Raw genomic sequence first — 26530 nt, 5'->3', positions numbered from 1 at the left:
CTGTGGTTTTAGTCAATGCGCATGATGCGCGCTATGGGCGTTACGGGCGATATCTTGACGCTCAGATGACGCTCTCCGAGGTATCTTGACGCTCATTTGACGCTCGTTCTGATGGTGTGCCAGGCGAATCTCGAGATGCCGTGACCTGGACCGCAGCGTGGGCTGAGGAACGTGTGTGGGCGGCCACGGTCCTGCCCGAGGGGCAGCGCGCGCGTCGGATCGTCGGGTGGGTTCGCTTGTCGGCGCGTACGGTATCTGCCAGGTATGACCGTGTACCTGCGCCGTTCGAGAGGGTGGCGATGCCGCCGTGCCGAGCGATTCACCGTCGCCATACAGCGAGCGTCCCGTCGCTCAAGCGCGGAGGGCGAAGACGCGGGAGTTGGTCGAGCGGCTCTTGGCCGAAGGGCGCGTTCGATACACGCACCCGAGCGACGACGAGGTCGCGGAGTGGCGGCGCGTCGTCAATTACGCGAAGCGGCACGGCATGGAGCCGGAAGGCCGCCGTATCGAGAAGGTTCCGTACGATGGGCTCGGCCTAGAGTTCTCCCTTGCGGAGGGCCCGCATCCCAACGCGCGCAGTCAGCGGCCGGGGGCGAGCGGTCCGGTTCCCGTGCCCGCGCTCGACTCCGGTGAGCCGATGTCAGCCCGCTGGGAGCAAGTTGATCTGTTCGACGCTTGATTCCTGAGGCTCGATGCCGGGCGCTCATGAACTCTGCGGACGGAATGCCGAGGGCATCGCGCAGGGCGCTGAGGTGACGCGATAGAGCAGGTGCTTAGAAGGCGCCTGCTCTGTTCCAGGCTCCTCGCTGCTCGTTGATGGCGCAGCTGGCAGTACCCCAACGTGGTGCTTGATTGTGCTGATTCGCCGACGGCAGACACATTGAGGGCGCAACGGACTGGAATGACGCGCCGAAGCAAGCAAACCTAGAACAGTCCGCAGCAACGCGACTACGCGCTGCTTTCACGTGCAGGCACCAGGGCGTCGTAAGTGCCGAGTCGGGCGCAACATAGCCGACGATCGCCGGTTAGCCAAACCGGCGTTTCTCCAGACCATTGAACTACCCGCTGATCGGTTGGGTGTGTTCCGTCGTTCCCGTGAGGAGTTCAAAACTATGTCGGTCGAGGTCATGGAAGAAGAGTGGCTGTATTCCGAGGAGCAGGTTCGAGCGTTGCTTGAGTGGGTGCGTGGGCGGGAGGGTGTTGAACGTTCGGTGTACCCCTTCATGCGTGTTGTGGCCGAGCAGGCTCTGCGCCCGGGCGAAGCCCGTGGGCTGCGAGTGAGCGACGTGGTTCTCCCGGAGCGTGGCCTGGGCACGTTGACCGTTCGCTACCGTGGGAAGGCGAGGGAGGTTCCCCTACGCTCGCAGTCCGTCGAGTTTCTGCGGGCATGGATAAGTGAGGCCGGCCTGGGGGAGGGCGATCTCCTGTTTTCCGGCCTGCGCGGACGTTCACTCTCGACTCCCGTATGCCAGCAGGTATGGGAGCAAGCTGAAGAGGCCGTTCTGCCACGGGACGAGCGGTACTCGTGGCGCCTGGGGGAGCCCATCTCCATTCTCCGGGAGTCCTGCCTGGTGAAGTGGCTCGGGATGGGCACTTCACCCTTCGTGGTTGCTGAGTTGGCCGGTGTGACTCCGAGTTGGCTGGCCCTGCGTTACCCGCACTGCTTCCGTGTAGAAGACGCCGAGATCGACTGGGACCGCCTGGAGGACGTCATGGGCCTTCCAGAGTCACTGAAGTCGTGAATTTCGCCCTGCGGTGAGGCTGAGGTCCAGAGCGCGGGGCGCACGGGACATAACCGCCCTCTTGGTATGAACTCCTGAGCGCGACGAAGCCGCCGTGGGACCAGCCTCCGTTTGGCCGAGGCTCTCCCTACGCGTTTCACGCCCCCGACAGGGTTACTTGACCGCCCCTTGCACCGGCCGACGCTCTGATGGCCATCTCGCCGGGCGTTCAGCCCATCCCCCAGCACATCGAGGCCCCCGGCTATGCCTGCACGCCTGCTGTCCATACCGCCGTCGCCGCCGCCCTGGATGTCGACCGGCGGACCGTCTACCGCTTCATCGCAGCCGGCGACCTGCCTGTCGTCGACCTCCGCACCGGGCCAGGCCGCTCCCGTGTGCGGGTCCCATCGGCCGGCCTTGATGAGTTCATCAGCCGTCGCGCCGTTGCCATGCCAACAGCCCGCCGCTGACCCCGATCCTGGCGGCCCCCTCGTCGTCGAACAAGGAGTAGAACCTGTACCTCCGCAAGTTGAAGTCCGGCAACTGGCAGGCGACCGTGCGCAACCGGGCAGGAGACCGGTACAGCGAGTCGTTCCCTCTCAAGGCGCAGGCCCGCGCCTGGGGCATCGAGATGGAGACACAGTCCATCCGCGGAAGCATGCGCGACCCGCGGGCCGGTGAAATCACGTTCCGTGAGTGGCATGACCGGTGGTGGGGCGCGCGCATCGTTGAGCCCCGCACTCTGCGCGGCGACGCCTCCACCATCAAGAACCATGTCATGCCCCACTGGGCGGACTGGGAGATGCGGGCCGTCACTCGCATGGATATCCAGAGCTGGATCCGTTCCCTGGTGGAGAAGGGCGTGGGTGCTGCTGCGATCAAGCAGGCCTACAACCTGACGTCGTCCATCATGCGCGCGGCTGTGGATGACGATGTGATCGCGGTGAGCCCGTGCCGGCGCACCGACCTGCCTCAGATCGCCGTCAAGCCGCCGCAGTGGTTCACGATCGACCAGGCGCAGAGCATCCTCGACGAGCTTCCCGCCCCCTGGAAGACGATGTGCCTACTGGGTGTCTACACCGGACTGCGCTGGGGCGAACTCTCCGGCCTTCACCGTCACCGCATCGACCAGCGTCGCTCGCGCCTGTTCGTGGTCGAGGTCAACACCAAGAGGGGTGTCAAGGAGTATCCGAAGAGCTCCAGGAGCCGCCGGGAGGTCCCGCTCCCGGCTCATGTTCTCGAAGCACTTGAACGTCACATGTACCGGCTCGACCGGGACGCTGTGGTGTTCACCACCGTCACCAAGGGCCGGGCTGGACGGCTCCTCGATGACGGTAACTGGCGCCGACAGACCTGGTGGCCAGCCGTCGAAGGAGCCCGCTGCTTCGATGACGACGGCGAGCAGCAGCTGGTCCCGCACTACCCGCCCCACTCCATGCGCCACACCTGCGCCTCATGGCTGGTCCAGAAAGGAGTCTCACTCTACGAGGTCCAGCACCTCCTCGGCCACGAGAGCTTCCAGACCACCCAGCGCTACGCCCACCTGCAGCCGGATGCGCACAAGGCCGTCCTCGGGGCCTGGGAGCGGATGGAAACCCCGCTCACGATCGCCGCATAAACGTTCCTTCGCCCCTGTCCTGTTGGCAGGGGCGAAGCCGGTTGCGAGCCGAATGCGGTTGTGACCACGAGTTCGGTTCGGTCGGCTGTTCCTGGGGGAGCACCCAGCGGCCGTCAGCGTCGAACGGCCACGGGTAGGCGCAGGCATCGACCTTTGCGAGCTCGCGAAGAACCTCCCGACTGGCCGGGGGATTTGGCGGAGTAACCAGCGCGTGGTGCAGCGGGTCGAGCCGTGCGGCATACGCCTCCGCCCATTGCAGCCATTCCGCCTCGCTGGCCGGAATCGGAGCGTTGCCGGTTCGAGCGCGGGCTGCCTGGCAGAAGGCGCGGATCTCGGCAGCCTGATTCCAAGCACTCAGCTGTTCGGCGAGCACCTTCGCGCGCTGCTGATCGATCTGCTGCTCACGCGCCTGTGCGATAGCCGCGTACCACCGGCGCCGCCGCTCGGCTTCGACAAGTTCCTGCTCCCGATCCCGGCGTTCGCCTTCAGCAGCGAGATGTTCGAGGTCCTGTAGGAAGAGACCCAGGCGCGACTCCAGCATCCAGCGCGCCCCGTCGCTGTGGGCATACGAGTGCTGGCACCGGCTCTTGGCGGGTGCACCGAGGGCGAGGCGTCCGTTGAACTCCTCGTCGTACTTGGGGAACCGGATCCAGGGATTGCGCTCCCTTTGGCGCACCTCCTTCGGAGTCGGCTCGTGAGGGACTTTGGTCGTCCGTTCCGTGAGGACGAGGGGAAAGGCTCGGCCCCGGATCACGATCGCCAGCGTGTGTACGGCCTCACCGCACCTTGTGACCTTCCGGGACGTGCCCGTGGTGGAGTGCGTCGTAATAGGCCGGCCCGCCACCGCCCCCGGGTCCGAGGCGCAGGATCAGGAACCGTGATCGTCCCTGACGCCGACTGCAGTCGGGAGACCAGTTCAGCCCCGCCGGCCGGGGCCAGCGCCCAGGCGACCTGTGTACGGGCGGGTGGAATGTGCACGGCATCGGAAACCGCCGCGATCTCGCGCAGCAAGTCAGCCTGCGGTGCAGACACCGCGTACTTCACTACTCCGGCTCCACTCGAGGGTGCAGATGGGATTGTCAAGGTAGAGGGGAAGAGCGGCGACCGAGGTGCGTTGACCCCTCATACGAGTGATGCCAAGGCTGAACCCGACCACGGACAACGGCATCTGGTGTACAGCCCTGCTGATCCTCCACGGGCACTTCCGGCACCGTCAGGCCGGGCGCTGCACGCTGTCCACCCCGTGCGTGCGCACGCTGACGCAGCATACGCACGGCGAGGCTGATGCGAGCCGGAGTTCGCCCTCATGGGCGACGGTGCGGTGACACGCGGCCCCGGTCTGTCCGCTACGTCGGGCTCCTGCCCTCCCGATCCGGGATCAGAATGACCGATCCGGGGGATGCGAGTCACCCGTCTGCTGTACGTTCCTGGCATGGTCACGGGCAAAGTGAGCGAGAACGCGGAGTCGCGCTTCTCCGCTCTACTGGTCGGCGCGGCAAGGCTTCCGGGCGTGCGAATCAACAGGGAGGCGTACCTCCGGACGGCGCTGGCCCGTCATTGCTCGGAGGATGAACTGCGCAGAGCGATAGAAGTGACCCCCGCAGCGGCGGGTATCCCTCTCGCAGTTCTGGACACGGTAGCCAACGAGTCCATTCGCTACGAAACCGCCAAGGTGAGCGCGGTCTCCGCGGCTGCTGGGATTCCTGGATTCATCGCCCTGCCCGCCACGGTACCAGCCGATGTGGCCCAATATGTCGCCCACATGCTGAGCATCGCGCAGAAGCTCGCCTACCTCTACAGCTGGCCCGATCTGTTCTCTGTCGACAACGACGACCTGGATGACGCGACCAAAGGCGTGCTCACGCTCTTCTTCGGAGTGATGTTCGGAACCCAGTCCGCGAACGCCGCCGTGGGGAAGGTAGCAGGGATGATGTCGGAGCAGGTAGCCAAGAAGCTGCCTCAGAAGGCACTGACCCAGGGTGTCGTCTACCCCATCGTGAAGAGGGTCGCCGGTTACCTCGGCGTCGAGATGACGAAGCAGACCTTCGCCAAGTCCGTTTCGAAGGCCATTCCCCTCGTCGGGGCTGCGGTGTCCGGCGGGCTCACCTTCGCGACCTTCCGTCCCATGTCCAGAAGGCTCAAGACGCACCTCTCCGGCCTGGAACTCGCCAAGCCTGCTGGCCAGGTCATCACGGGGGAAGTCGTTCAGGACGAGGGCTCCTCGACCGCGGACGGGGCGCGGATCCCGCAGCCGGGCCGTTGAAGGCGTTTCTTGAGGCGTGGTAGGTAGCGGATCAGGCGGTGGACAAGGGCGATCAGGCGTCGTTGAGTTCACGGCGATTCCGTCGTAGCTGTGCGGTCGCCATTCCGAGGCTCGGGTCTTGAATCTCGGGGGTCGAGCGTCGTGGAGCCCTCTCTCACTCGTTCGGGGACCAGGGAGGGGTTTCGGACCGACGCTCAGCTTCGGGTCCCGAGGGTAGGGCTCGGCCCTGCGACGCAGTCCACGTTCGTGCCATCCTGCCGCTGTGGAGCGCCTGTCCCCCGACCGTCCAGCCGGATCAGACGCCGGACAGCGTCGCCGCCAGCGACTGGAACCAGGCGCCGTGGGAGAACGGTTCCGGCGGGCCCACCTCCATGCCGAGTTCGGCGGCGGCCAGGGCGTAGTCCCCCTCGTCGAGGGGGAGGGAGAGCAACTCGTGCAGTTCACCCACGAGGCGGGCGACCAACTGCGGGTTTGTGGTGTCGGCGTAGTCGGCGACCGCGGCGTCGTGGCCGGGGAACTCGTCGACGATGTCCTGGGAGAACCAGCCGCCCAGCAGTTGAGCGGTCTCCGGGAAACGCGCGTGCCACTCCCAGTGCGTCTGCGGGGACAATGGCTCCGGGACGTCGCCCTCCTCGATGCTTCTCTTCAGGTGGTCGGCCAGCACCATCAGCCAGTCGCCGATGTCCGACTGGGGCTTACCTGTGTCCGGGATCGAGTAGAACTCACCCAGCTCTTGCCGGATGCGGCCCGGAGGATTACGGCTGTACTCGCGCAGCTGATGCTCCGCCTCCGCGATGGCCGAGGGGCGGGTATGCCAGGTATGACGGAGATACGCGTCCAGGGCGCGACTGCGCCGCTCTGGGGTGTCGTCGGCCCACTGACCCAGATACGCGCGCATCACGTGGTCCAACTCGCCATACCGCCGGTCGTGTTCGAGGGGCTTCATGGACATGTGCGTGTGACCCCTACAGGTAGAACGGGACGGTCGTGTGTACGACGAAACCGAGGGGACTCGTCGCCTCGCGGCGCAGCACCACGCGCGCCGCGCGCACGTCGACGGGGCCGCGCCCGGCCAGCAGGTCGCCCTCCAGCTGGACCCGGCCTACGGGCTCCTCACGGGACGGCCAGGCTGCCTCGAGGGTGAGGCGAGCCCGGGTGTTCTGGGCGAGCCAGCGGTGGACGGCCTGTTCGTTGGCGGTCACCACCTGCTGGGTGGCCCACTGGGCGGTCTCCCGGTCGGAATAGGAGGCGGAACGGGTCAACACAGGGGCATCCTCTCAGATCACCTCTTCAGAAGCCGGGCTCCTACGGGCGGCAGGCGGTTCAGTAGTCGGCGAAGTTCCAGAACATGCCCACCTCGGTGTCCGAGACGACGATCAGGCCGTAGTCCTCCGAGTACACGCTCAGCGGGCTGTACGCCCAGTTCGACGAGGTGAAGTCGAGCGTGCCGCTCACGTGACCGGGCTTGTTGACGTTGGTGTGAAAACTGGCGGTATCCCCGTAACGCGCGAGGATCGTGCGCGCCATCGCCCGCAGCTCCTCCTCGCTTTCGGTGAAGCGACTCAGGCTGGACAGGGTGCAGCGGTCGTCCGTAAGGGCGAGGAGCAGGTTTTCGGCACTGTCCCGATCGATCTCCTGGAGACGCCTCGCGATGTACTCCGGCGGGTGGGCGACGAAGGGATACGTGAGGGATGCCTCGCGCTCCGGGTTCTGAGCCGCGTCATCGAGACCGGTCCAGCCGCGGGGGTCCGGGGCCCGTGCCATCAGAGCAAGGACGTCGAGGACCCAGTTCTCGTGGCGACGCTGGCCCGTGGCGTCGTACGGGTACGCGTCCTCGTACAAGTGGCGTACCGCGGCTTCCCAGGACGTCTGGTCGACGGACATGTGGTGCTGGCCTTTCTCGGCTTTCGCTAGGACTTGGAGGGCATCGACGTCATGACAGTGAACGGAGGGTTGCGGCTGCTGTCGTAGCGGATACGCGTGTCGACGCCGCTCACGTCGTACGCCTGGGCATTCAGACCGCCCTGCTTGTACCCGGACAGCGGGTCGTTGGGGTCCACCGGCTGCTTGCTGACGCTGCGGCCACTGGTCTCGCCGCTCGGCACCGTGTCGTAGAAGGACTTGACGTCGCCGTCGGAGGCCGGCGGAGGCCCCTTGACCCATGCCTCGATGGCGGCCTTGTTCGTGTTGAGGTTGCGCTCGGTCAATTCCTCGGCGCGCTGGTAGTTCGGGAAGGCGGAGGAGCCGCTGGGCATCGGCTTGCCGTGTGGCCAGGACGCTGTCGGGCCGCCTGACTGCTGGTCACGCAGGCGCTGCGCCAACTGCTCGTCCGTCTTGCCGACGTGCTTGTCCAAGGTATGGCCGTTCGCCATGTATTCGTTGGCGGCGAGGTTCAGGTCGTAGTTGCCGTTCGAATCGACCTTCAGCCAGACCTTCGAGTCCTTGAATTCCTCCAGGGCCCGGGTACCGAAGCCGTGCGAACGGGCGACGCCGGCCTCGAACTTGGGTGCGCTCCGGAATGCCTCGTCCAGCGGCTCCCTCAGCGCCTCCATGCGCGTGGTGAGGCCCCCCAGGATGCCGGTGTACTTGTCGACGATCCCGTTCAGCTTGCTCGTGTCGATGTTCAGTACCGTCTTGACGTCGAACGACAGGATCAGGCCCGCGCCCTTGCCGATCACGGAGGTGACGGTGCCGAGGAGGTTCTTGGGGTTCTTGGGTTTGGCGAGGTCTTCGATGATCTCCTTGGCGGCCTTCAACATGGCGCGTTGGAGTTCGTCCGCGACATCGCGGTTGAGGTCGACGGCGGCTTCCGCGTACTCACGGAGGATGGTGGCGATTTTGTCCGCAGTGTCCTTCAGTACGGCCAGAATTGGCTCGCTGCCCGTGGGTACCCGGGGTGTGCCCGGACCTGAATTGGCGGTCTGCCCCCACTGGTAGCCGTGCCGCTGCTGTCCCCAGGCCGTCCCTCCCCACAGGGCGCTGCAGAAGGTCCGCATCGCGGCTTCCCAGTCCGCCTGCTGGGGTTGGTGATGGCACCCACCGCCTGGGTGAGCTGGTCCGCCCCCAACGACGCGGTGATGGATACGTTCATCCAGCTGTGGCAGAGCGAGTTGAGGTAGTGCTGTTGCGGGAAGGGGTGGACGTCCGCCACCCTTCCGATCCGGAACACGTTCCTGCACAGTGGCTGGAGGACGTCCCGGACGATTTCGGGTATGCCCTCCATCAGGCCGCGCAGGATGTCGTCGCCGCCGTCGTCGTCCCCCCACTTGATGTCGGGGACCGAATCGAAGTTCGGGGCCTTGTCGATGACCGCCGGCCGCGGGCGCTGCTCGGCCGTCTTCCCCGGCTTGGGGTGGGCCGCCACGTCTGCCCTGGTGTAGGCGTTGGCCGTCTCGGTGAACCCGACTGCGACACCGCCGACGCTGAGCACGGACCGGCCCCAGACCTCCAGCCAGCGATTGCCGATCTTCTTGTACGCCCGGGCGAGCTTCTCGGCCTCGGTGCCGGCACCGCCCGCGTCGGGGTACTTGCCCAGCTCCTCAAGAAGCGTCTTGGCGCCGCGTACCAGGAAGTCCTGCTGCGCGGCGACCTGACCGGAGACCGACCAGAGGTCGCTAGGCTTGACATCGATGGTGCCGCTACCACCCGGCGGCTGGGCGGGTGAAGAAGGACTGGCCATCAGGCACCGCCTCCCCAGCCTTCGAGTACGGACCTGTTGGCCGCAGCGTAGTTCAGGTGCCCCTTCACCACGACCTCGTGGAGCCAAGCCTGGGCTGCCTTGAGGTCGTCGGCGGAGTGGCTCCACTTGTCCAGCTCGTCGATGAAGGCTTCGCGTGCCTCACCGTCCCAGCTCAGCACGGCTTTGGCGGTCCGCTCGTACAACGTGTCCAGCTTCTCGTTGAGGACGCGGAGGATGCCTTCCAGGTCACCCGAAAGCTGCTGCAAAGTAGCGAAATTAACGGTGATGCGGTCTTCGTTCGGCACGGTGATGATCCCCCTGGAAGCAGTCACCAATGATGCTACCCATCACCTGAGCGGAGTCCGGTGCCCGCGCCGGGTCGTATGTCGGCCACATGTCTGCCCAATTCGAAGCCTGGCCCCTCAGCGGCAGGAGTGATAGAGGTGTGCGTGTGCGTGACACCCCATTCCTGTGAAGTTGTGTCCGCGTTGCTAGGGTTGGTCGGCCTGCAACGCAGGTTCGATCGCGGGGGACCGACATGGGTGATGAGCCCAAACTCGCTTATACATCGTCGCAGTTGAAAAAACTGGCGGACGATCTGGATGACATGCACGAGTATCTCGGCAAGCAGTTCAAGCGCATGGACGAGATCGTCGACGGCATCGAGACCGGCTGGCAGGGCCCCACTGCCACGTCATATCGATCGCTCCACCGCGGCGCCGCGGAGGATGCCGTTCGCATCGGGCAGACCATTCAATTCCTGGCGGAGGCCATTCGTCTGAGCGAAGGAGGCTTCACGGACCAAGAGCTCGAAACTCTTGAACAGTTCCGCAGAGTTCAGGTCGACATCGACATAGAAGCAGCCGCAGACGCCCTGTCCACGCCGTCGAACCAGCAGCCGCGCAGTCGCCTGCAAGACTTCTGAAGCACAGGGGGGTGTCCCCTCGGCCCGGTCGTAGGTCCTCCACGGTGCTCCGGATGTGATCGACCGGGTGTGACCGCCGGTGCCGTATATCGGCCACTCGTGGGCGTGTACGCCGGGGCGGCGTACACGCGTCGCATCTGGTGGCGGGCGCTGAATGCCGCCATCGTGAGCGCATTACCGCACCGTCCGTTCCCGCGACGGCCAAGCGCAACCCCTCGCAGATATGCTAGTCCAGCGGTTCAGCTCCACCCCACGTGGCGCGCGCCTCACCCGTCGGCTCGCGCACGGCCGCGTCCTCGGCCGTGACTTCGAGGTCGCCGCTGAGGTCCTTGGCGAGACCCTGTTTCCCGCGCGTTGACCCGGACCGACGTGCCGATCCGGTGCAGGGCGAGGAGCTTCGCGTCGTCCGTGCGGTGCGGGTCGTCCAGGCGCGCCCCGAGCTGGTGGACGTAGTCTTGGAGCCCTGCGTGGCCGGAGCCTGGAGCGGCTTCCCGGAAACAGTGTTGCTCAGCGACGAGAAGGCGGCGCGTGTCATGGTCCGAGTCGGCCGGACAGCGTTCGGTCAGGTGGTCCGAGTACATCAGGACGAGGACACGGATCTCCATGCGACGTCGCGATGGCGGTGCAGGTCGCACCGGGGCAGGACACCCGGAGAGGCCGGGCCCGCCGCCGCGGGTCGGTAGCTGGGTGGCGTGACCGTCGCGCGCCAGGACGGGGCGAGATGTCCCGCGCAGGCCCAGCGAAGCAGCGCGCATGCCCGCGCTGGGAATCCTGCCTGAACAAGTGGCGCCTCGTCGAGGCATGCGAGGGGGCAGTACGTGTGCTGGTCACCGAATCGTCAGCCGGTCGGACAGAACCGGCGTCGGTGACGCCTTCTCTGGCGGCTTCCCGGTCGTTGCCAAGGCCCGCACCGGCATCGAGTCCTGCGGTGTCACTGTCGTCGAGAACCGAGCCAACCTCGCCCGGCTCCCGTGGGACGGCTCGTACCTGGTGCTGGAGTTGCTGCTGGGCACCGAGTATTCCGTGGACGCGCTCACCGACCCCGCCGGGCGCGTGGTGGCCGCGGTACCGCGCGCCCGTGACAGGACCGAAGCCGGGATCGTGGTCGCGGGCGGGTCCTGCCAACGGCCCGGCGACGCCGGCTTCGAAGACGAACGCTGGATCCTGGCCCGGGTCCCGACAACCTCGACCGCAAGTTCCGCAGTGAGTTAGGCAGGATCCAACTCCGGCCCCGTCTCATTGACGGCTGTCTCACCGCCACAAGACTGGCCGCAACCCGCCGACCGCACCTTTAAAGCCTCAGTAGCCGTCGGTGCGTTCTTTGTTTCTGCTGTCTGGAGGGGTAGTCGTGCCCAGCGGATCTCCCGAGGCTGACCCACCACCGCTGTGACGCTCATTTGACGCTCTAGGCGCCCGGCGGCTCTCATCCGGGGCCCACAAGCATCTCTGACCTGCTGCTTTCCTGCCTGTGTCCAGGCCGACACCTTTCCGATGACGACATCGTGTAACCGGTCGAACGACTTCGGCTGCGACTCGGCGAAGAAGCACTCCAGGGTGAGCCCGTGCCGGGCGCGATGATGGGAGGCGACCCGCAACGCGATCTCCGCGGACGCGGCTCGCCGTTCTCGTAGCGGCCCTCGCCCGCGTACCCGTCCAGGTACACCACGCGCTTGTCATGCGACTGCGTTCCCGTCATCCCGCCGAACTGCGGCAGATAGCGTTTGAGCAGCTCGTGCTTGAAAACACTGGGCAAAGCCTTGTCCGCCCAGTAGGCCCCGCCCGTTCCCGACGACATCGCCCACCCCCCGAGTGCCCGTATCCGCCTGATTACAGATAGTGAAGCACGGTGCAGAGATCGGGCAAGACCCACGGAGACCGGAGCGGCTCGTGCCAGCTCGCCAGACGAGGTCGCTCCTACGGTTGGGAGACGAGCCGGACGACGGTGATGGTCAGGATCCCGGCCGAGACCACGTACCGGACGATCGCCTGCGAGACGACCGCCAGTTCGACGAGGAGATCGACGCGGCGGCGCGCTCGTCGACGGCGGGGCCGGAGGTGCCGCCGTCCCGGGAGGAACAGGTGGGCCTTGCGCTGCGCCGGGACCACCGGGGTGTCCTGGGTGCCGTCGAGGGGGTCGGCCCGCGCGATCGTGATGCCGGCGTGCATCAAGTGAGCGAGGGGACGACGATCTCATTGTTGTTGGCGGTCTCGCCTGCCACGACGGGCTTCTCCCTGGGGTCCGGTGATAGGGCTCCGGAACCTTGGGGAGAGCTGGGGGTTAACGTTGCGCGCTGGGGCGTACAACTACGGACGTCTGAAGCCGCGTAGCACGAAGTGCGAGGATGGGCGCCAATCGTTAGGGCGTGGAAGGGGCGGGCTGTGAGTGGCCGGCGAGCGGACCAGGGACAGATAGAGGCACGGCAGGTGGTTCAGGCGTGGGGGAGGATCGAATCATGGCTTGCGGAGCACGCCCCGGCTTCCTTCAGCTTCGCTGAAGGCGGGAGCATCCGAGAATGAGATTGCCGCGCTGGAGGACACCATGGGTGTTCATGTGTCCGATGGGGTGAAGGCGCTCTGGCGGATGCGCGCCGGCACGGACAGCATGGCCAGTGCGGTGTTCATGCTGGGCAACTGGGCGCTGGTGGGGCTCGATTCGGTGGCGGCCGTGTACCGGGAGCGCATGCTCTTCCAGCGGCAGAACGAGGCCCAGGGTTACATGACGTGGAAGACGCCATGGATTCCGTTCTGTTCTTACACCGTGACGGACACCTCCTACGGACTGTGCGTGGACGGGGAGAGCGGCACGGTGTGGGGGTGGGAGGAGACCGCGGTGGTGACCCCCCGGTTTGATTCGCTGACCGACTACCTTGAGGAGATGGCTGACGCGCTTGAGGCCCCGGGCCTTGCGGTTGGCCCCATGCCGGGGGTGGCCCGTGGCGCTCTGCTGTGGGGCGAGCCCTCCGACCCTGCAGTCAAGGAGGAGTGGGTTCCGCTTGCCTGAGACTACGCGGCGGGGGCCGGTCGCAACGACCGGCCCCCGCTGGTTGTGGTTCAGTGTTCCCGGTCAGACCTTGCGCCAGGCGTAGGTGGTAACCGCGCTGGTGCAGTGCTCGAAACCGGGGTTGGACAGAAAGAAGCCGTCATTGTCCAGCAGGCGCCACGCTGGGGCGGGGTAATTCTTGAACGCCCCGGAGTTCTGCGTGGCGGGGATGGCGGCCCGGCCGCACCTCGCTCCGTGACCGATGTCAGTGGCACCTGGATCCATGTCTTCGTCCGAGACAGCCGTATCAGGAGCCATGCATGGGAACGTGGGGAACCGGCCCGTTCGACAGCGACCTCGCCGCAGACTTCGTCGATGGACTTGCGGAACTTACCCACCCGCAGGTCATTGATGTGCTGGGGCGGGCATTCCAGCGTGTCACCGACTCGGGAGAACGCGTCGATGGCGGAGACGGGGCCGAAGCCGTTGCCGCTGGCGCTCTCGTCGCCAGCACCCTCCCGGACAGCCCCATCGTGATTGACCCGGACGACGGCCCCAGGGAATCGCTGCCCACACTGCCAGCCTTCCTTCGCGCGTCAGCGAGACTCGCACTGGACCGGGTTCTCCAGGGCGGATCAGAAATGGCAACCGGCTGGGTGGATAGCGCCGAGGCCCATCAGTGGCGCCAGGAAGTGCGGCAGATCCTCCAAGCACTCGAAGCACCCGCTGATCACCGATCGTGACCGCTTCACGGAAGCCGTGCCAGAACCGGAACTCGCGAACAGAACCACCCCTCGGTGTCCCGTCTCACTCAATAGCGTCATTCTCTCAACGAACCGCGTCGTTCGTCCTTCTGTCTCAGCGAACCTGGTCGCGCGGCTGAGTGCGCTGGGGTGCTGGATGGCCGTACCCGCTGGGGTGAATCTGAAGCGGCTGTCCCTGGCGGGGGTCTCAGTCGCTATGGGCGACCGACACAGGGTCGGCGTCGAGCGCATCGAGCACTGCGTCGCCGTTCGCCCTGGCCCACTCGGTCAGCATGTGGATCGGCTCGATCAGCGTGGCCCCGAGCGAGGTGAGCTCGTACTCGACGCGGGGCGGCGCCTCGGCGTAGGCGTGGCGGCGGATGAGTCCGTGCGCCTCGAGCCGTCGGAGCGTCTGGGTGAGTATCTTGCGGGAGATGCCGCCGATCAGCTCGATCAGCTCGCCATGGCGCACCGGGCCCTTGCTGAGGCCGTAGAGCACGACCACCGTCCACTTGTCGGCGATCACCTCGACCGCCAGCCGCGCTGGACAGTCGGCGAGAAAGGGATCGCCTGGACTGAAACCGCTCATGCGCCAAAGGTACCTGCGCCGAAGGCACCTGCTGGTTCCTATCAGATTCATAGCCTGGGTTCTCTCCCCCTCCAGAGCCAGGAGAATCATGCGAGTCATCACCCAGCAGACGTTCGGCGGTCCCGAGGTGCTCACCATCGTGGACGCGCCCGAGCCCCAGCCCCTTCCCACCGAGGTTCTCGTCCGCGTCAAGGCGATCGGGCTGAACCCGCTGGAGGCGCTCCTGCGCTCCGGCGAGTTCCCCCCGCTGATGGGCCGGCCGCCGTTCGTCCTCGGCTGGGACATCAGCGGCGTGGTCGAGGAGGGGGCGCTGACGTATCGGTTCAGGCCCGGCGACGAGGTGTTCGGGATGCCACTGTTCCCGCGGGCGGCGAGCGCGTACGCCGAGGTCGTGTCTGCGCCGGCGTTGCACCTGGCACGCAAGCCGGCGTCGCTCTCGCACGTCGAGGCGGCGGCCCTGCCGGTCGTCGGGCTGACGGCGTGGCAGGGCCTCGTCGACCTCGGCGGCGTGAGCGAGGGCGACCGCGTCCTGGTCCACGGCGGTGGTGGCGGGGTCGGCCACGTCGCGATCCAGATCGCGAAAGCACTCGGTGCGCACGTGATCACGACCGCCAGCGGGAGCAAGCGGAAGCTCGTCGAGGAGCTCGGCGCGGACGAGGTGATCGACTACACGGCGGTCGACTTCACCGAGGCGGTCCGCGACATCGACGTCGTGCTCGACACGATCGGCGGCGACACCGTCGAGCGGTCGCTCGAAGTACTCCGCCCAGGCGGTCACCTGGTGACGGCGGTCGCCGAGGGGGACTCGGAGATCGCCGCCAAGTACGAGGCGGCCGGCATGCGCTTCAGCGGCATCGCGGTCGACCCCGATCCGGTCGCCCTGCGAGGTCTCGTCGAACTCGTCGAACAGGACAGGCTCCGGATCCACGTGCAGGAGACGTTCCCGTTCGAGCGCGTCGCCGACGCGCATCGGCTGCTCGACGGCGGTCACCTCCAGGGCAAGCTCGTCCTCACCGTCTGATCCCGTCGTGGGGCCTCGCGTGAGTGAGGCCCCACCGAGATGTCCTCTCAGTAACCACGGGTCGGCTCCGGCCCTTCGTCTCGGCGAACCGGGTCGATCTGTCTCATCCAACTCAGTCCACGCAGGTCACCGTCATGCGGATGACTAGCTTTATTGAGACAGGACATCGGGGCTTCCCCGGTCACCACCCACTTGATCTGTGTCCACTCTCACTCGATCTGTTGATTCTCAACGGAGTTGAGAATCAATCTGCGTCTTCTTGACGAGGTTGCTGCTCGGGTTTCGAGCAGAGCCCGGTCACCGGGTGACGGAGGCGGTTGCTGATGGAGTGTGACGAGACGCTTGATACCGCATTCGACGTCGGGTTCCAGGACGGTTCGGCGGCGGAGCGACGTACTCCTTTGAAGTCGGCGTGCTCGACGGTCCGGTTCGAGGCGGTTCCGTCGGTCCGGGGGTTCCCTTCGGCTCGGGGACAGCGTCATTTCTCGGGCTTGTACTGGTCGGCGTCATCAGCACGGCATGTGGGATTCGAGTCCTGGCTGGAGCGGGACACCGCGATGCTCCTGGATTTCGATCCGCGCGTGGTCGCCTTCGCGTCACAGCCGTTCTGGCTGCACTGGGACGACGGGCGGCGGATGCGGCGACACGCTCCGGACTGGTTCGCCCGCTTGGACGACGAGTCCGGGGTGGTGATCGACTGCCGCCCGCCGGGACGGATCGGTCCGCGGGACCAGGAGGCGTTCGATGCGACCGCACGGGCGTGCGCCGCGGTGGGGTGGAGATTCCGGCTGGTCGGTGAGGTCGACCGGGTGCAGTCGTTGAATCTGCGGTGGCTGGCCGGCTACAGGCACCCCCGCTATCAGGGCTCCGAGGAGGTGAGGGCTCGCTTGTCGGAAGTCTTCGCGCAACCGCGTGAGTTGCTGGACGGGGCTGGCGAGATCGCTGATCCCCTGGGTGTGCTGCCTGTGCTCTACCACCTGCTGTGGACCGGCGTACTGCGGTGCGACCTGGCGGTTCCGCTGTCGGAACGGCGGCTGGTTCAGTGGTCGGAGGGGGCAACGTGGTAAGCCGGGCGAAGTCCACGGTCCTGCGGTTGGGTGACCGGGTGCGGTTCGACGGCGCCGTCCACACCGTGGCTGGCCTGTCCGGGACGACGGTGCGTCTGGCGTCGACCTCGGGGGGCGGTCTGCGCGGTGCTGCTGTCACATCTGCTCGCTGACGCTGACTTCGAGTTGTTGGATGGGGACCCGGCTCCGCGAGTGCCGCCGGTGGCGCTGTTGGAGGGGCTGCCCGAGGAGGCGGCCCGCAAGGCACGGGAGTGGGAACGCCATGTGGTCGAGGTCGAAACCGGTGTGCCGCCGGATGCGCCCAAGGGGGCACGGCCGAGGCCGGAGTACGACCCGCTCCATCACACTCTCGCGGAGCGGGTCCAGGCCAAGGCCGCCGAGACCGGTGTCGGTCCGTCCACGGTCGCTCGGATGCGCGGGCGCTATCAGCGCCAGGGACTCTGGGGGCTGGTCGACCAGCGTCGCAGTCGGCAGTCGACGCCGTTCGGCCAGGCCGATCCTCGGCTGGTGGCTGCGATCGCGGCCGCGATCGAGCAGGAGACGGAGTTGTCGACGGGAACCCGCAAGCGGATGCGGCTGCGGATCGAGGAGACGCTGGCCGCCGAGTACGGGACAGGAACGGTGGTGATGCCGTCCGCGGCAACGTTCTACCGTCTGGTGGCCGTACTCGCCGAGGGCCGGCACACCTTCGGTGCTGCAACCACCCGCAGGTCACTGGCCAACCGCCCGGACGGACCATTCACTGCCACCTGGGCCCTGCGGCCCGGCGAACGGGTGCAGATCGACACCACACCGCTGGACGTGATGGCCGTGCTGGACGACGGGGTACTGGGCCGGCCCGAACTGACGATCGCGGTCGATGTCGCGACGCGGACCTATGCGCCGCAGTATTACGGCCCGGCGGGACCAAGGCCGTGGACGCAGCCCTGTTGCTGGCCCGGATGCTGGTGCCGGAGCCGATGCGTCCGGGCTGGTCGCAGAGCCTGGAGCTGAGCCGTTCCCGGATCCCGCATGAACGCCTGCTGAGCCTGGACGCCCGGTTGGAGCACGCCGCCGCCAAGCCGGTGATCATGCCGGACACCATCGTCTGCGACCGAGGCAAGGTCTATCTGTCCAGGGCGTTTTTGACGGCCTGCCAGTCACTGGGTGTCTCCGTGCAGCCCGCGCACCCCCGGACCCCAACCGACAAAGGCATCGTTGAGCGCACGTTCGAATTAATCAACACTCTGTTCACTCAGCACCTTCCCGGTCACACCGGCCGCGATACAGCCCACCGCGGCGCGGACGTGGCAAGCAGTGCGGTCTGGACGCTCCCGGAACTCCAGGACCTGTTGGACGAGTGGATTCTGGCCGGGTGGCAGTCGCGACCGCACGAGGGGCTGCGCAACCCGCACGACTCCAGCCAGGTTCTTTCACCCAACGAGATGTACGCCGCTCTGGTCGCCACCGCCGGATATCTGCCGGTTCCGTTCAGCGGGGACGACTACGTCGAACTCCTGCCGGCTCTTTGGCGGACTGTCAACGACTACGGAGTCCGGATCGACCACCGCACCTACGACTGCGCTGAGGACGTCAGCGATGGTGTCCAGGGCGTCTTTTATGGCGAGGTGGTCGGCGCCGCTGACCGTGATGTCCAGCAGCTCGCTGTCGCTGCGCACGGTGGTCCAGCCCCTCGTCGGGGAGCGAAGTCCCCTTGACGGAGGTCAGCGTCGTAGGCCAGGGAATCGAGCAGGAGAAAGAACGGCGGGCACTGCCACTCGCCACGTCCGGGCCAGACCGGGCCGCACGGTAGTCCCTATGCCCTCTGAGGCTCAGCCCCTGCTGGTCGCCCCGCTGGCCGGAGACGGCTGGCCGAACACTGATACAGGAGTATGGCTTAATCGAGCCTATTTCTGTCACGTGTTGCCGAAACACGGGAATCTTTGATTCCGCCTAGTACCTGCCACCTATTCAACATCTGTCGGCGGGCTAGTTTCAGCCATCAACTGTCGTGCCCAGCCGGGTTGCCGGGCGAGCTCAAGGGTCATATTCACCAAGCGCACGAGCCCATCGAGCGGTGTCCGTGTGGTCGATGAGGCTTGTGGTGGTTATCGGTCAAGCGAGGCTGTTGGTCAGATATTTCGTTGACGTTTCCCTGAACGTGACATTAGATCTTCTTTACCGAGAGCGACCCGGAAGATACGCAAGAAACTGGAGGATTCAATTCCGGAATCCAGGTGTCCGGGTTGCCTGTGACAACTCAACGGAGGGGTATTCCATGCGTAAGATCGCTCTCTCGATCGGGCTGACGGCTGTGTTCGGTGCCAGCCTTGTAGCGACGGCGCCGGTGGCCACCGCGTCCGAAAGCCGTGTGCAGGCGGCGTGTTTCACGCTCTGGCAGACCAACGGCTACAACGACGGTTCGCGCACGTTCTCCGGAAACGACCACGACTTCGGAAACAACAACTGGTCGAACGGTCGCGCCTCAAACAACGACGCGAACTCCGGAAAGAACACGTGTGGCTTCCGCGTGTTCATGTATGACGGCGTCAGCTACGGTGGGCAGTCCTACTACCTGCAGGCAAACAGCAACGACTCCGATTTCGGAAACAACAGCTTCTCCAACAAGGCTACTTCCCTCAACGGATTCTAGGGATTAATGCCGGCCGGGGCTGATCGCTGACTCGGCCCCGGCCGGAGCTTCCATTTACGAAGGACAATCCGATGTCTCGCCGGTTCTTACCACTCGCCTCCATATTATTTCTTGTCGTCGGTTGCTCCGAAACTCCCACAGGAATCAATAGCGTCGAAATCCCGGCACCGACTACGGAGGCTTTGAGGCTCGTATTCCCGTTCGACTCCTATGTGCTGTCGGACAGTGAGACACATGTGACATACGAGGCCGGTGACGTTCTGATGCGCTCCTGTATGCGTCAACAGGGACACGACTGGAAAATTGTGAGGACACCCAAGGGGTTTACGGACTGGCGCAATCGTCTGCATTATGGGCTTATCGAGCCCAGTGTCGCCGCCAGATTCGGATATCACGTTCCCTCAGACCTACAGGCTCCGCCGGAAGTGAGAGAAGTTCTCGCGAAGATTAAGACGCGCCAAGCGGCCCTGACGAAGGATGAGGCGCAGGCCGCCCAGAAATGCAGGAAAGCCGCAGACGGTCAGCTCACACGTAACGCCAAAGCACCATTCGCACCCTTCAACGACTTCAAGTCGAAGACCTACGACGAAGCGCAACGCGAACCAGCAGTCCGGCGCGCTATGGCTGCGTGGAGCGCCTGTATGCGGGACAAAAATTTCTCATATCCGACACCCATCGCTGCTGGGGAAGACTCCGCTTGGTGGGCGAAAGACACAAGAGAAGCCTCGGCCAAAGAGATCGTCACCGCTAAAGCCGACGTCGCGTGCAAGAAGAAGACGGGCCTGGTCTCCCGCTGGTTTGACACTGAGAGGTCCTTGGAACAGGAAACGATCCGATCCAATCAGGAGTACTTCACAAAGTTGAAGGCTGCGAATGACCGCTACCTGGAGAATGCCCGACGCGTTCTGCGGGAGCAGTGAGTAGGCGCGGCGTCATACATAAACGGCCTGCTCGACAGGACGCATCGCGTCGTGTCGCTCCGGGAAGGCCAGGCCGCGTGGACCTGGCCCCGGCGAGGGGACACTCGGGGACCCTCAGCACCCCGCGGACTGCGCGCTGCCGGCTCCTCCGAAGACCATAGCCGTGCCTCCTACTGCCACAAGGGCGCACTGCAGCGATACACGAGACAACGCCGCAGTCAATGCAGAACTCACTGAGTAATTTACCGCGCCCCGGTTTCGAAACATCGCCGCCTTTCATTGACGGCAGATGCCGAACTGAACACACGTGGGGCCCGCCCAGTGCTATCAGCAGTTCCCCGAGCGTGCATAGAGTACGACTTTCGCCCTTCCTACCGTTCGGCTGTCGCACTCGACGAAGTACCTATTCAGCGTCGCCCGCTTCGCCTTCTCCTGCCTAGTCTCTTCGACTTCTTCCCTATGAGGTTCCCGCAGAACAATAATTCTCTCCTCCGAGAGCATTCGACTGTGAATCTCTCCTGGAGCGACTTCCTTGCCGTACAACGTATCCGACGTCTGCAGATTTCCGTTGAGCGTGACATCCGAAAAATTCATCTCGGGCGATCCAGGACCGAGTGTCCACGCTCTCCTGCTGGCAGGGATGAAAACTATTCCATCACCGTTCCTGCCGAGTTCAGCAGCGACTTCCACTACTTCCGTCGCGTTATCACTGCGGCTCCCCGGATTCCTCAAGTCGACTCCGGTAGACATGATGGTGACGGCGCACGCGGTAGCGGTGATTACACCCGCCCCCCATCGCCATTCCCTGACGCTCCATACCCAGTTGAGCACGACACCGAGCAGCAAAGCCACACCGAGCTGCGAGAAAAGAACATATCGGTCGACATATAAGGGCTTGAAGAAGGAAATAGCCCGCAGCGTCGCTGCGGGAAGAATCATTATGGGGAGCGCAAGCTGCCAGGGAGCAATAGGAGCGCAGCGCTCGACGGGAATCCTGGCGCAGCAGAAAGCAACCACGGTTAGAACCAGGGGAGCAGTCAGATCCCCCCACAGAGTAGGAGAGATCCAGGAAACCTGGTCGGATTGAAGAACGCTCAGCGCAAGGAGGGGAATGATCCCCGCAGAAACAAACATTGCAGCCTTTACCCATGCGGCGAGCACCCAGCGACTGGCGTGTGCCAAAAATAGCGTTACACCATGCGCCGCTACTGCAAGAATGGCGAACTCATGGAGCAGACAGGCCACCAGCGAAGCCACGGCGTACCCACACCAGATTTTTCTTGCACGCCGTTCAACCGCCACCACAAGTAAATACGTCGCCCACACCACCGAGGCGCACACCATGGCGTAAGAACGCCCCTCTTGTGAGTAACGCTGAACCATGGGAAGGACAGGAAATACAAGACCGGAAATTATACCAACGCGTGGTCCTCCAAGCTTGCTCCCCAGTAAAGCGACCCCGCAGGCGGCGAGCGCAGTAGCCATAACCGACGGCAGTCGCAGAGTCAGCAACCCGTCGCCAAACATGTAAACGATGTGCATGATGAGGTAGTAGAAACCGTGAACCGCATCAATGTTGGCCAGGGTCTGCCAAATCTCGGAGAAGCTACGGCGCGCAACTTCGTAAGTGATCGCCTCGTCTTGCCAGACAGTTCCTTCGCGGCGAATCCCCCATAACCCCAGCGTCAACGCAAGAAGGAATGGCGCCCAGACCAATGTGTGACGTGGGGGCTGCCAGCTCTTGGTGACACCTGGCCGCGAGGGTAACCCTATCATTAGAATGATGCACTCCACTTAGCAGTGAGGAGAGGCGCCTGCCCTAACGGGTTCAGAGCGCAAAGGCGACTCAACTGCCCGAACAATAACCTGATTCCATCTCACATGGGATGCAATATGACTTAAAGCAGATCCTTCCAGCCTTCCAGAGCTCCCAGCAGCCGACATCGCAGCTTTTCGACATCCGCTGGCGCGGCGGAACTTCTTACCCTAAGAACTCCTAACGAAATGATCTTCGAGTTGGTTGGATCACTCTGGGACTGTTGATCTGGGGGTGTGGAGTGGCTCGGCCGAAGCCGTGGGAAGTTGATGACGAGTTGTGGGCGTTGGTCGAGTTGCTGTTGCCCAAGGTCGAGCGCCGGACTCGACACCCGGGACGCAAGCGGCATCCGGACCGACTGGTGTTCCAGGGCATCTTGTTTGTGCTGCACACCGGGATCGCCTGGGAACACCTGCCGCAGGAACTCGGCTTCGGCTCGGGCATGACGTGCTGGCGCCGCCTGGCCGAGTGGACCGAGGCCGGCGTATGGCCCCAACTGCGCGAGGCTCTGCTCGCTGAACTCCGCGGCGCGAACGCCCTGGACTTCTCCCGGGCGGCCGTCGACGGCTCCCACATCAGGGCGTTAAAGGGGGATGCAAGACGGGACGAAGCCCTGTCGACCGGGGTAGGACGGGCAGCAAGCACCATCTGATCACCGATGCCACCGGCATCCCCCTCGCCGCCACCCTGACCGGCGGCAATCGCAACGACGTCACCCAGCTCATCCCACTGCTCCAGGCCGTGCCTCCCGTGCGCGGCAAGCGCGGCCGACCCCGGCGCCGTCCGGACATCGTGCTCGGCGACCGCGGTTACGACCACGACAAGTACCGCCGACTGGTCTGGGATCTCGGCGTGAAGCCGCTGATCGCCCGCCGCGGCGCCGCACATGCTTCCGGCCTGGGGGCTCAACGGTGGGTGGTCGAGCGCGCGTTCGCCCACCTGCACTGGTTCCGCCGACTTCGGATCCGTTGGGAGATACGCGATGACATCCACGAGGCGTTCCTCATCCTCGGCTGCGTTCTGATCTGTTGGCGGCGCCTGAAGTCGCTGCGGTAGCACTTTCCACCGGCGGTTGAAGTCAGCGGCGTCTCAGTCCCGTTCGGTCGTTTCGGAGCGGGTCCGAGGCCAGACCTGTGAGCCCCACGCCGATGAGCATGACGGCACAGGCGACGACGATGACGGTGGCGCCCTGAAGGTCGACAAGCGCACCAAGCACGTTGTTCATCAGCAACAGGGCCACGCTCTGCACGAGCACCAGCACTGCCTGGATCCGCGACAAGTGGGAGTCGGGTGATGACGCGAGAACCAGCGGCGCGATGTGCGCGGAGAAGGTCCCGTTACCGACGCCGATGACCAGGCCGGCGGCGACGGCGATGGTCGCGCTGGGGCAGAGACCGAGCGCGAGGACGCCCCCACCCGCCAGGACCAGCGCGCTCGCCGCCATCAGACCAGGCCGCCCCAGTGGCCCGCGCTTCACCACCACCAGGGTGACCGCCACCATGCCCACGCCCTGAGCTCCGAGCACCAGCCCGGCAGTTCCCGCGCCCCACTCCTCCTCGCGCGCGAGCAGGGGGATCAGCAGGGACAGCACGGGCAGCAGGAAACCCGGCCGCTGCCCCGGTGAGCCAGAGTCCCGGACGCAGCACAGGGGGGGAGAAGGCCACTTTCACCCCGCTCAAGGCTTCCTTGAGAAGACCGTCCGTCTTCGGAGTCGGAGGCACGTCGTGCTGGGGGCGGACGACGGTCAGGACAACCAGGGTGAAGGCGAAGGTGACTGCGTTGACGAAAGCGGCACCCGCGAACCCGGCCAGGCCGACCAGCACGCCGGCCAGCGGACCGCCTCCCATGTTGATCACCTGGCCGCCGACCTGTCTGAGGGAGAGCGCGCGAGGCAACTGGGCCTGGGCTACCAGCCGGCGGGGCATGGAGCCCGAGGCCGGCAGATAGAACGCGTCGACGACACCGACCGCAATACCTGTTGCGATGAGCAACAAGGGCGGGGCCCCCAGGGAGTAGGCGATAGCTGCGAGAGTGAGCGAGAAGATCAGCATCGCCGCGTCACCGGTGATCAACACGCGGCGTGCGCTGACGCGGTCGCTGACCGCTCCTCCGACGAGGAGGAGCAGGACGCGGGGCAGCGTGATCGCGCTCAGGGCCAGCCCCGCGATGCTCCCGCCGTACTCGCTGGCCGCCCAGCCGAGGGCGAAGTAGAAGACCGCATTGCCCACGAGCGACACCAGGATGCCAACGAGCCACAGCTTGTATGCCCGAGGCAGCCGATCCTGGCCCTGTCTCTCGTCGCACGCCTCGGGGACCGGGACGCCACTGGCCTCCACAGTCTCCTCGGCCGCCTCATCACTGGCCGCCATTGGGCACCCCCGATTGATTCGACTGATGACGGTGATCACGGCGCCGACGGTGCCACACGGCACTGACATCGGGCCCGCTCGTCGTGGTGCCGCCTCGGGGGAACTGCTGTAGTCCGCTGGAGCTTTACTCGCTCCGGTCAACCATCAGGTCTATTTCGTTAGGAGTTCTAAGGACGTCCTGCAGAATGCGGTCCTTGACGTGCTGCTATCCCCACCTACCGCCGGTGCGACGACGAGGCCCGGCTGGACACCGGCAGCGAGTGCGGGAACCTCGGCACAGCACCCCAACGTCGGCTGTTTCTGGTGCGGTGCCCGGCCCTTGCCCGCGTATGGAGATGGCCCCGATAGAGATGGCCCCGACCACGTCTGGTCGGGGCCATCGCGCGTGAGGGGGTCAGCTTCCGGTACGGAGGTGTTCCTGCCGGGCCCGGACCAGGCCGCGCCATGCCGAGCGGACGTCGTCGTTCTTGGTCCAGCGGGTGGCTGCGGGTTCTGGCAGGGGCAGGCCGGCCATGAAGTGGGCGATGTCGGTGAAGTAGGCGAAGTCGCCGGTGACGGTGAGTTCGCGCAGGCGGCCGATGGTGGCTGCCAGGTCCTGGTCCTCGCCGCGGACGGCGTGGTGGAAGGCGAGGGCGACTGCCACGAAGCGGTGGAGGAAGGGGAGGCCCGCGGCCTCGATGTCTGTGTGCAGGCTCTGGGCGCGGCCGGTGACGTCGCCGGTTCCGGCGTCGGTTCCGGCGTCCTTGATCAGGGCGACGGCCTGGGCGAGGAGCCGGTTGGAGCGCTGGTCGAAGCCGTTCAGGAGCTGGTCGGCGAGGGCGAGTTCGTCGTCGGCCCGTACGGGGTCGGCGAAGGAGACGGCGAGGGCGAGACGGGCCTGCGTCATGGCGCGCTCACCGGCGGCGCCGTGCTGCTCGGCTTCGGCGCGGCCAGCCTCGAACGCGGCGACGGCCTGGTCGGTGTCGGCCTGGGACCAGTGGATGTCGCCGAGGACGCGGTGGTGGCGGCCTTTCCAGCCGAGGGTGGGGACGGCGGCCAGGGCGGCGGGGAAGTCACCGGCCAGCCTCGCCAGGTTGGCCAGGCCGCGGCGGGCCTTGGAGGCCAGGCGGCCGCCGATGTCCGTGACCTGCTGCATCCCGGCGCGGGCGGCGTCGTTCTGGCTGAGGTCCTTGTGGGCCTTGGCCCGGTAGTACAGGGCCATCTCGGTCAGCTCGTCGGGCAGCAGGCCAGTGTCCAGAACGGCGGTGAGACGGTCGGCGGTGCGATGGCGGTGCTCGCGCTGGCGCCGGGCGATCGCGGTGAGGAGTTCGGCCAGGGCGTCGGCCGGGGTGTCCGGGTCCTCGGCGGTGGAGGGGGCGAGGGGTTCCCAGACGGAGTCGTCGGTGTAGACGAAGGCGGCGTCGATGAGCCAGCCCAGGCCGGCCAGGCGGTGGTCGCGGGCCAGGCGCAGGCCCTGACGCAGGCAGGCCACGAGGAGCGTCCGGCCGGCGGGGGCGGTGGCGCTCGTCCACTGGTCGCCGAGGGCGGCCAGGGCGCGAGTGGCGGCCTGGTGCCAGTCGGCGCTCGTCCAGTGGTCGTCGCTGTGGTCGTCGTCGCGTACCGAGCTGCGGATCGCCCGGTGCAGGTGGTAGGGCCACAGTGCGTACGGGTTGTCGGTGACCAGCGGCCGGTCGGCCAGGCGCCGGGCCGGGGCCTGGTGGGTGAGGCCGGCGGTGCGGGTGGCCAGGTCGAGGTCGAAGGCGTCCAGCAGGGAGAGGCTGCGCAGCAGGTGGCGTTCGTCGGGGGTGAGGTCGGAGAGGGTGCGGGCGAGGAGGGCGGGGAAGGTGCAGTCGAAGTCGGCGGGGGTGGGGGTGCGGCCAGTGCGGCGGATCTCCAGGAAGCGGCTGACCGCGAGGTCGAGGTGGAGCGGCAGGCCGTGGGAGCGGGCAGTGATCGCGGCCCTGATGCCGGCGCCGATGAGGGGCCGGCCGTCCTGGACCAGGCGGCGGGCGAGGTGGTTCTCGCAGTCTTCGGGTGAGAGGTCGCCTTTACCGACTCTCGATGTGTGCGGGTGGACTCTGAACTGGGGCGATGCGTCGCGTAGATGTCCGTGACGGTTTTGAGCCGCACATCAAGGCAGCGGCTTTGCACGTCGCCGGGTCGCTCACCAACGGTTGATCCGTGCGACCCCAACCTCGCTCACATTCG

At 65.8% G+C, this 26530-nt stretch carries 30 protein-coding genes and 1 pseudogene; 17 read left to right on the top strand and 14 right to left on the bottom strand.

The annotated features are described in order from the left end of the window. Window positions 1–379 precede the first annotated feature (379 nt). The 4 genes from CU044_RS37580 to CU044_RS37565 all read left to right on the top strand — a co-directional run bounded on the left by CU044_RS37580 (window position 380) and on the right by CU044_RS37565 (window position 3339). The gene (locus tag CU044_RS37580) at window positions 380–679 is read left to right on the top strand and encodes a hypothetical protein (protein ID WP_129773531.1); all 300 of its coding nucleotides are present in this window, start codon (window positions 380–382) and stop codon (window positions 677–679) included. 433 nt (window positions 680–1112) lie between these two features. After that, the gene (locus CU044_RS37575; RefSeq protein ID WP_129773529.1) at window positions 1113–1742 is read left to right on the top strand and encodes a site-specific integrase; all 630 of its coding nucleotides are present in this window, start codon (window positions 1113–1115) and stop codon (window positions 1740–1742) included. Window positions 1743–1930: 188 nt separating this feature from the next. Further along, window positions 1931–2191 (top strand): helix-turn-helix domain-containing protein, encoded by a 261-nt coding sequence (locus tag CU044_RS37570; protein ID WP_240046077.1) that lies wholly within the window; start codon window positions 1931–1933, stop codon window positions 2189–2191. A 59-nt stretch (window positions 2192–2250) separates the two neighbouring features. Continuing rightward, a complete protein-coding gene (locus CU044_RS37565; protein WP_129773527.1) occupies window positions 2251–3339 on the top strand; it encodes a site-specific integrase in 1089 nt (362 codons plus the stop codon). On the opposite strand, the gene CU044_RS39135 is transcribed toward CU044_RS37565, so the two are convergent. Then, complete coding sequence (locus tag CU044_RS39135; protein ID WP_193564170.1) at window positions 3323–4015, bottom strand: hypothetical protein; 693 nt, start codon at window positions 4013–4015, stop codon at window positions 3323–3325. The two genes, CU044_RS37565 and CU044_RS39135, sit on opposite strands and share 17 nt — an antisense overlap. A 756-nt stretch (window positions 4016–4771) precedes the next feature. Between CU044_RS39135 and CU044_RS37555 the strand changes: the two genes are divergently transcribed. Continuing rightward, on the top strand, window positions 4772–5602 hold the full coding sequence (locus tag CU044_RS37555; RefSeq protein WP_129773526.1) for a hypothetical protein: 831 nt from the start codon (window positions 4772–4774) through the stop codon (window positions 5600–5602). A gap of 295 nt (window positions 5603–5897) precedes the next feature. On the opposite strand, the gene CU044_RS37550 is transcribed toward CU044_RS37555, so the two are convergent. The 6 genes from CU044_RS37550 to CU044_RS37530 form a co-directional block, all read right to left on the bottom strand. Then, window positions 5898–6554: a contact-dependent growth inhibition system immunity protein gene (locus CU044_RS37550; RefSeq protein ID WP_129773525.1), complete on the bottom strand. Its 657-nt coding sequence runs from the start codon at window positions 6552–6554 to the stop codon at window positions 5898–5900. A gap of 13 nt (window positions 6555–6567) precedes the next feature. Further along, window positions 6568–6867 carry an RNase A-like domain-containing protein gene (locus CU044_RS37545; protein ID WP_129773523.1) on the bottom strand — a complete coding sequence of 100 codons (300 nt, stop codon included), beginning with the start codon at window positions 6865–6867 and terminating at the stop codon, window positions 6568–6570. A 58-nt stretch (window positions 6868–6925) separates the two neighbouring features. Beyond that, window positions 6926–7486 carry a hypothetical protein gene (locus CU044_RS37540; RefSeq protein ID WP_129773521.1) on the bottom strand — a complete coding sequence of 187 codons (561 nt, stop codon included), beginning with the start codon at window positions 7484–7486 and terminating at the stop codon, window positions 6926–6928. A gap of 26 nt (window positions 7487–7512) precedes the next feature. Further along, entirely contained in the window at window positions 7513–7974 is a 462-nt protein-coding gene (locus tag CU044_RS39965; RefSeq protein WP_240046086.1) for an RNase A-like domain-containing protein, read from the bottom strand. 482 nt (window positions 7975–8456) lie between these two features. After that, on the bottom strand, window positions 8457–9281 hold the full coding sequence (locus tag CU044_RS39960; protein ID WP_240046076.1) for a hypothetical protein: 825 nt from the start codon (window positions 9279–9281) through the stop codon (window positions 8457–8459). Continuing rightward, window positions 9281–9586, bottom strand: coding sequence for a WXG100 family type VII secretion target (locus tag CU044_RS37530; protein ID WP_129773517.1), 306 nt, complete (start codon window positions 9584–9586; stop codon window positions 9281–9283). Before CU044_RS37530 ends, CU044_RS39960 begins: the two co-directional genes overlap by 1 nt. A 233-nt stretch (window positions 9587–9819) precedes the next feature. Between CU044_RS37530 and CU044_RS37525 the strand changes: the two genes are divergently transcribed. Both CU044_RS37525 and CU044_RS37520 read left to right on the top strand, forming a co-directional pair. Then, window positions 9820–10206, top strand: a complete 387-nt coding sequence (locus tag CU044_RS37525; protein ID WP_129773515.1) for a WXG100 family type VII secretion target — start codon at window positions 9820–9822, stop codon at window positions 10204–10206. Window positions 10207–11007: 801 nt separating this feature from the next. Beyond that, window positions 11008–11418, top strand: coding sequence for an ATP-grasp domain-containing protein (locus CU044_RS37520; RefSeq protein ID WP_129773513.1), 411 nt, complete (start codon window positions 11008–11010; stop codon window positions 11416–11418). Window positions 11419–12120: 702 nt separating this feature from the next. Here the strand turns inward: CU044_RS37520 and CU044_RS37510 are convergent. After that, window positions 12121–12372 (bottom strand): hypothetical protein, encoded by a 252-nt coding sequence (locus tag CU044_RS37510; RefSeq protein WP_129773511.1) that lies wholly within the window; start codon window positions 12370–12372, stop codon window positions 12121–12123. A gap of 292 nt (window positions 12373–12664) precedes the next feature. Between CU044_RS37510 and CU044_RS37505 the strand changes: the two genes are divergently transcribed. Further along, window positions 12665–13207 carry an SMI1/KNR4 family protein gene (locus tag CU044_RS37505; RefSeq protein WP_240046075.1) on the top strand — a complete coding sequence of 181 codons (543 nt, stop codon included), beginning with the start codon at window positions 12665–12667 and terminating at the stop codon, window positions 13205–13207. Between the two features lie 63 nt (window positions 13208–13270). Here CU044_RS37505 and CU044_RS37500 read toward each other — a convergent pair whose 3' ends face one another. After that, on the bottom strand, window positions 13271–13504 hold the full coding sequence (locus CU044_RS37500) for a hypothetical protein (RefSeq protein WP_129773509.1): 234 nt from the start codon (window positions 13502–13504) through the stop codon (window positions 13271–13273). Window positions 13505–13506: 2 nt separating this feature from the next. On the opposite strand from CU044_RS37500, the gene CU044_RS37495 reads away from it, so the two are divergent. Next, window positions 13507–13929, top strand: coding sequence for a DUF4259 domain-containing protein (locus tag CU044_RS37495; protein ID WP_129773507.1), 423 nt, complete (start codon window positions 13507–13509; stop codon window positions 13927–13929). A gap of 208 nt (window positions 13930–14137) precedes the next feature. Here the strand turns inward: CU044_RS37495 and CU044_RS37490 are convergent, their stop codons facing one another. Next, window positions 14138–14518, bottom strand: a complete 381-nt coding sequence (locus tag CU044_RS37490) for a helix-turn-helix domain-containing protein (RefSeq protein ID WP_129773505.1) — start codon at window positions 14516–14518, stop codon at window positions 14138–14140. Between the two features lie 88 nt (window positions 14519–14606). Here CU044_RS37490 and CU044_RS37485 point away from each other — a divergent pair, with 88 nt between their 5' ends. From CU044_RS37485 to CU044_RS37465, 6 genes are all read left to right on the top strand, one after another. Further along, window positions 14607–15539, top strand: a complete 933-nt coding sequence (locus CU044_RS37485; protein WP_129773503.1) for an NADP-dependent oxidoreductase — start codon at window positions 14607–14609, stop codon at window positions 15537–15539. A gap of 323 nt (window positions 15540–15862) precedes the next feature. Next, a complete protein-coding gene (locus CU044_RS37480) occupies window positions 15863–16606 on the top strand; it encodes a TnsA-like heteromeric transposase endonuclease subunit (protein WP_129773501.1) in 744 nt (247 codons plus the stop codon). Between the two features lie 201 nt (window positions 16607–16807). Then, window positions 16808–17599, top strand: a complete 792-nt coding sequence (locus CU044_RS39955) for a hypothetical protein (protein WP_240046074.1) — start codon at window positions 16808–16810, stop codon at window positions 17597–17599. After that, window positions 17521–18303 carry a hypothetical protein gene (locus CU044_RS39950; protein WP_240046073.1) on the top strand — a complete coding sequence of 261 codons (783 nt, stop codon included), beginning with the start codon at window positions 17521–17523 and terminating at the stop codon, window positions 18301–18303. The genes CU044_RS39955 and CU044_RS39950 overlap by 79 nt, the downstream gene beginning before the upstream one ends. A 560-nt stretch (window positions 18304–18863) precedes the next feature. Further along, window positions 18864–19238: a hypothetical protein gene (locus CU044_RS37470; RefSeq protein WP_129773499.1), complete on the top strand. Its 375-nt coding sequence runs from the start codon at window positions 18864–18866 to the stop codon at window positions 19236–19238. Window positions 19239–19309: 71 nt separating this feature from the next. After that, a complete protein-coding gene (locus CU044_RS37465) occupies window positions 19310–20158 on the top strand; it encodes a hypothetical protein (protein ID WP_129773497.1) in 849 nt (282 codons plus the stop codon). Between the two features lie 327 nt (window positions 20159–20485). On the opposite strand, the gene CU044_RS37460 is transcribed toward CU044_RS37465, so the two are convergent. Beyond that, window positions 20486–21847 (bottom strand): glycosyltransferase family 39 protein, encoded by a 1362-nt coding sequence (locus tag CU044_RS37460; protein ID WP_165372061.1) that lies wholly within the window; start codon window positions 21845–21847, stop codon window positions 20486–20488. A 368-nt stretch (window positions 21848–22215) separates the two neighbouring features. Between CU044_RS37460 and CU044_RS37455 the strand changes: the two genes are divergently transcribed. Next, window positions 22216–23030 (top strand): IS5 family transposase gene (locus tag CU044_RS37455; RefSeq protein WP_129773493.1). Its coding sequence is split into 2 segments (ribosomal slippage): window positions 22216–22561 and window positions 22561–23030, totalling 816 coding nucleotides; the frame shifts between segments, so codons are not numbered across the junction. A 22-nt stretch (window positions 23031–23052) separates the two neighbouring features. On the opposite strand, the gene CU044_RS39945 is transcribed toward CU044_RS37455, so the two are convergent. The 3 genes and pseudogenes from CU044_RS39945 to CU044_RS38965 form a co-directional block, all read right to left on the bottom strand. Then, a complete protein-coding gene (locus CU044_RS39945) occupies window positions 23053–23565 on the bottom strand; it encodes a hypothetical protein (RefSeq protein ID WP_240046089.1) in 513 nt (170 codons plus the stop codon). A 73-nt stretch (window positions 23566–23638) separates the two neighbouring features. Further along, window positions 23639–24343: pseudogene (locus tag CU044_RS39940) on the bottom strand (MFS transporter); the annotation flags it as partial. Window positions 24344–24737: 394 nt separating this feature from the next. Next, entirely contained in the window at window positions 24738–25814 is a 1077-nt protein-coding gene (locus CU044_RS38965; protein ID WP_165372060.1) for a hypothetical protein, read from the bottom strand. A gap of 147 nt (window positions 25815–25961) precedes the next feature. On the opposite strand from CU044_RS38965, the gene CU044_RS37445 reads away from it, so the two are divergent. Further along, a complete protein-coding gene (locus CU044_RS37445; RefSeq protein WP_129773491.1) occupies window positions 25962–26360 on the top strand; it encodes a hypothetical protein in 399 nt (132 codons plus the stop codon). Window positions 26361–26530: the final 170 nt, after the last annotated feature.

The sequence above is a fragment of the Streptomyces sp. L-9-10 genome (assembly GCF_004151105.1).
GTDB lineage: Bacteria > Actinomycetota > Actinomycetes > Streptomycetales > Streptomycetaceae > Streptomyces.
The sequence above is the reverse complement of the archived record's forward strand: the minus strand, read 5'-3'. Positions and strand labels throughout refer to the sequence as shown.

Excerpts from the sequence above, each read along its gene's own strand:
- CU044_RS37575 (WP_129773529.1), top strand. The coding sequence starts at position 1,113 with ATGTCGGTCGAGGTCATGGAAGAAGAGTGGCTGTATTCCGAGGAGCAG.
- CU044_RS37570 (WP_240046077.1), top strand. The coding sequence starts at position 1,931 with ATGGCCATCTCGCCGGGCGTTCAGCCCATCCCCCAGCACATCGAGGCC.
- CU044_RS37555 (WP_129773526.1), top strand. The coding sequence starts at position 4,772 with ATGGTCACGGGCAAAGTGAGCGAGAACGCGGAGTCGCGCTTCTCCGCT.
- CU044_RS37550 (WP_129773525.1), bottom strand. The coding sequence starts at position 6,554 with ATGTCCATGAAGCCCCTCGAACACGACCGGCGGTATGGCGAGTTGGAC.
- CU044_RS37540 (WP_129773521.1), bottom strand. The coding sequence starts at position 7,486 with ATGTCCGTCGACCAGACGTCCTGGGAAGCCGCGGTACGCCACTTGTAC.
- CU044_RS39965 (WP_240046086.1), bottom strand. The coding sequence starts at position 7,974 with ATGGCGAACGGCCATACCTTGGACAAGCACGTCGGCAAGACGGACGAG.
- CU044_RS39960 (WP_240046076.1), bottom strand. The coding sequence starts at position 9,281 with ATGGCCAGTCCTTCTTCACCCGCCCAGCCGCCGGGTGGTAGCGGCACC.
- CU044_RS37525 (WP_129773515.1), top strand. The coding sequence starts at position 9,820 with ATGGGTGATGAGCCCAAACTCGCTTATACATCGTCGCAGTTGAAAAAA.
- CU044_RS37520 (WP_129773513.1), top strand. The coding sequence starts at position 11,008 with ATGCGAGGGGGCAGTACGTGTGCTGGTCACCGAATCGTCAGCCGGTCG.
- CU044_RS37510 (WP_129773511.1), bottom strand. The coding sequence starts at position 12,372 with ATGCACGCCGGCATCACGATCGCGCGGGCCGACCCCCTCGACGGCACC.
- CU044_RS37500 (WP_129773509.1), bottom strand. The coding sequence starts at position 13,504 with ATGGCTCCTGATACGGCTGTCTCGGACGAAGACATGGATCCAGGTGCC.
- CU044_RS37495 (WP_129773507.1), top strand. The coding sequence starts at position 13,507 with ATGGGAACGTGGGGAACCGGCCCGTTCGACAGCGACCTCGCCGCAGAC.
- CU044_RS37490 (WP_129773505.1), bottom strand. The coding sequence starts at position 14,518 with ATGAGCGGTTTCAGTCCAGGCGATCCCTTTCTCGCCGACTGTCCAGCG.
- CU044_RS37485 (WP_129773503.1), top strand. The coding sequence starts at position 14,607 with ATGCGAGTCATCACCCAGCAGACGTTCGGCGGTCCCGAGGTGCTCACC.
- CU044_RS37480 (WP_129773501.1), top strand. The coding sequence starts at position 15,863 with ATGGAGTGTGACGAGACGCTTGATACCGCATTCGACGTCGGGTTCCAG.
- CU044_RS37470 (WP_129773499.1), top strand. The coding sequence starts at position 18,864 with ATGCGTAAGATCGCTCTCTCGATCGGGCTGACGGCTGTGTTCGGTGCC.
- CU044_RS37465 (WP_129773497.1), top strand. The coding sequence starts at position 19,310 with ATGTCTCGCCGGTTCTTACCACTCGCCTCCATATTATTTCTTGTCGTC.